At 69.3% G+C, this 3,129-nt stretch carries 3 protein-coding genes; all 3 read left to right on the top strand.

The window, feature by feature from the left end:
• The first annotated feature begins 19 nt into the window (after positions 1-19).
• Entirely contained in the window at positions 20-535 is a 516-nt protein-coding gene (locus tag ACDELDRAFT_RS20640; protein ID WP_005800030.1) for a CoA-binding protein, read from the top strand.
• 53 nt (positions 536-588) lie between these two features.
• Positions 589-1,911 carry an O-acetylhomoserine aminocarboxypropyltransferase/cysteine synthase family protein gene (locus ACDELDRAFT_RS20645; protein ID WP_005800031.1) on the top strand — a complete coding sequence of 441 codons (1,323 nt, stop codon included), beginning with the start codon at positions 589-591 and terminating at the stop codon, positions 1,909-1,911.
• A 104-nt stretch (positions 1,912-2,015) separates the two neighbouring features.
• On the top strand, positions 2,016-3,129 hold a 1,114-nt coding region (gene hemE / locus ACDELDRAFT_RS20650), incomplete at its 3' end, for a uroporphyrinogen decarboxylase (RefSeq protein WP_005800032.1).

The following is a 3,129-nucleotide window of genomic DNA, read 5'->3' on the forward strand; positions in this document are numbered from 1 at the left end:
CTTGCGTACACTGCCCCGCATGAGCCGCACCCCCGACACCATCAGCACCCTGCGCGACGTGCTGGGCCACTGCCGCACCATCGCGGTGGTGGGCCTGTCGCCGCAGTGGCACCGCCCCAGCTTTTTCGCCGCCAAGTACATGCAGGCGCACGGCTACCGCATCGTGCCCGTGAACCCGGTGGTGGCCCGCGAGGGCGGCAGCATCCTGGGTGAGCCCTGCCACGCCAGCCTGCACGAGGCCGAACAGGCCATCGCGCGCCAGGGCGGCCGCATCGACATGGTGGACTGCTTTCGCAAGAGCGAGGACATTCCGCCGCTGGCCGAGGAAGCGGTGGCCATTGGCGCGCGCTGCCTGTGGCTGCAGCTCGGCGTGGTGCATGAAGAAGCCGCCCAGCGCGCCGAGGACGCGGGCCTGCAGGTCATCCAGAACCGCTGCGTGAAGATCGAGCACGCACGCCTGTTCGGCGGCCTGGGCTGGATGGGCGTGAACACCGGCGTGATCACCGCCAAGCGGCTGCGGCAGCTCCCTTATTGATAGCTGCCAGCGCTTGCCAGATAAGCGCCGGAGGCACTTTTTATTCAAAAACCATGGCCCACACACCTTCTTCCGGCACCGACCACGCCTACGGCTTCGGCACCCGCGCCATCCACGCCGGCGCCCAGCCCGACCCGGTGACCGGCGCCCGCGCCACGCCCATCCACCAGACGACCAGCTTCGTGTTCGACGACGCCGAGCACGCCAGCAGCCTGTTCAACCTGCAGACCTTCGGCAACGTCTACAGCCGCATCAGCAACCCCACGGTCGCCGTGCTGGAAGAGCGCATCGCCAACCTGGAGGGCGGCCGCGCCGCGCTGGCCTGCGCCAGCGGCATGGCCGCGCAGATGGCGGCGCTGCTGGCCATCCTGAAAACTGGTGACCACATCGTCGCGGCCAGCACGCTCTATGGCGGCACGGTGGGGCAGCTCGGCGTGGGCTTTTCCCGGCTCGGCATCGAGACCACTTGCGTGGACCCGGCCGACCCCGAGAATTTCGCCCGCGCCATGCGCCCGAACACCCGCGCCGTGTATGGCGAAACCATCGGCAACCCCCTGGTCAACGTGCTCGACATTGCCGCGATTGCCGAGGTGGCGCACGCCCACGGCGTGCCGCTCGTCATCGACAACACCGTGGCCAGCCCCTACCTGTGCAACCCTCTGCAGTTTGGCGCCGATATCGTGGTGCACAGCGCCACCAAGTACATCGGCGGCCACGGCACCACCATGGGCGGCGTGGTGGTGGAAGGCGGCAAGTTCCCCTGGGACAACGGCAAGTTCCCCGAGATGGTGGAGCCCAGCCGCGCCTACCACGGCGTGAAGTTCTACGAGACCTTCGGCGACTTCGGCTACACCATGAAGGCGCGCATGGAGGTCAACCGCACCTTTGGCGGCGTGCTCTCGCCCCTGAACGCCTGGCTGCTGCTGCAGGGCGCCGAAACGCTGCACCTGCGCATGCGCGAGCACTGCCGCAACGCGCTCCAGGTGGCGCAGTTCCTGCAGGGCCACCCGAAAGTGCGCTGGGTCAACTACCCCGGCCTGCCGGGCTCGCCGCACCACGCGCTGGCGCACAAGCAGTTCCGCGCCGTGGACGGGGCGCCGGGCGCCTCGGGCATCCTCACCTTCGGCATCGAAGGTGGCGCCGCGGCCGGCGAGAAGTTCATCGACGCCTGCGAGTTTTTGAGCCACCTGGCCAACATCGGCGACGCCAAGACGCTGGTCATCCACCCGGCCTCAACCACGCACCGCCAGCTCAATGACGAAGAACTCGCCCGCGCCGGCGTGAGTGCCGACATGGTGCGCCTGAGCGTGGGCGTGGAGGACATCGACGACATCCTCTGGGACATCGACCAGGCGCTGGCCCGCGCGACGGCGTGACCCGCCCCTTGGGGGTGGCCGCGCCCGGGCCCTCTGCGCCCGGCGTTCACCCCCTCTTGGGGCTGCGCACAACCCGCGCGGCGCGGCCTGAGACAATCGGGGGCATGAGCACCTCCTTCGCCCCCCTCACCAACGACACCTTCCTGCGCGCCTGCCGCCGCCAGGCCACCGACTACACCCCCCTGTGGCTGATGCGCCAGGCGGGCCGCTACCTGCCCGAATACAAGGCCACGCGCGCCCAGGCGGGCAGCTTCATGGGCCTGGCGATGAACGTGGACTACGCCACCGAGGTCACGCTGCAGCCGCTGGAGCGCTTCCCGCTCGATGCCGCCATTCTGTTCAGCGACATCCTCACCGTGCCCGACGCCATGGGCCTGGGCCTGTCGTTCGCCGAGGGCGAGGGCCCGCGCTTCGCCCAATCGGTGCGCACCGAGGCCGACGTGGCGCAATTGGCCGCACCCGACCTGGACAAGCTGCGCTACGTGTTCGACGCCGTCACCAGCATCCGCAAGGCCCTCAACGGCCGCGTGCCGCTGATCGGCTTCTCGGGCAGCCCCTGGACGCTGGCCTGCTACATGGTCGAGGGCAAGGGCAGCGACGACTACCGCCTCGTCAAGACGCTGATGTACAGCCGCCCCGACCTGATGCACCGCATCCTGGCCGTGAACGCCGACGCCGTGGCCTCCTACCTCAACGCCCAGATCGACGCGGGCGCCCAGGCCGTGATGATTTTCGACAGCTGGGGCGGCGTGCTGGCCGACGGCGCGTTCCAGCAGTTCAGCCTGGAATACACCCGCCGCGTGCTCGCGCAGCTCAAGCGCACCGGCGTGGACGGGCAGGACGTGCCGCGCATCGTTTTCACCAAGGGCGGCGGCATCTGGCTCGACGACATGAAGGACATCGACTGCGAGGTGCTGGGCCTGGACTGGACGGCCAACCTCGGCAAGGCGCGCGCCATCGTCGGTGGCCAAGTGGGCGGCCCCGGCAAGGCGCTGCAGGGCAATATCGACCCCAACGTGCTGTTCGCCCCGCCCGCGCAGATCGTCACGCAGGTGCACGCCGTGCTCGACAGCTTCGGCAAGCCGCACACCGACCGCACCACGACCGGCCCCACGCACATTTTCAACCTGGGCCACGGCATCAGCCAGTTCACCCCGCCCGAGCATGTGGCTGCGCTGGTGGAAGCCGTGCACAGCCACTCGCGCGCGCAACGCGGCG

It is taken from the genome of Acidovorax delafieldii 2AN (genome assembly GCF_000175235.1).
Taxonomy (GTDB): domain Bacteria; phylum Pseudomonadota; class Gammaproteobacteria; order Burkholderiales; family Burkholderiaceae_C; genus Acidovorax; species Acidovorax delafieldii_B.

Excerpts from the sequence above, each read along its gene's own strand:
- ACDELDRAFT_RS20640 (WP_005800030.1), top strand. The coding sequence starts at position 20 with ATGAGCCGCACCCCCGACACCATCAGCACCCTGCGCGACGTGCTGGGC.
- ACDELDRAFT_RS20645 (WP_005800031.1), top strand. The coding sequence starts at position 589 with ATGGCCCACACACCTTCTTCCGGCACCGACCACGCCTACGGCTTCGGC.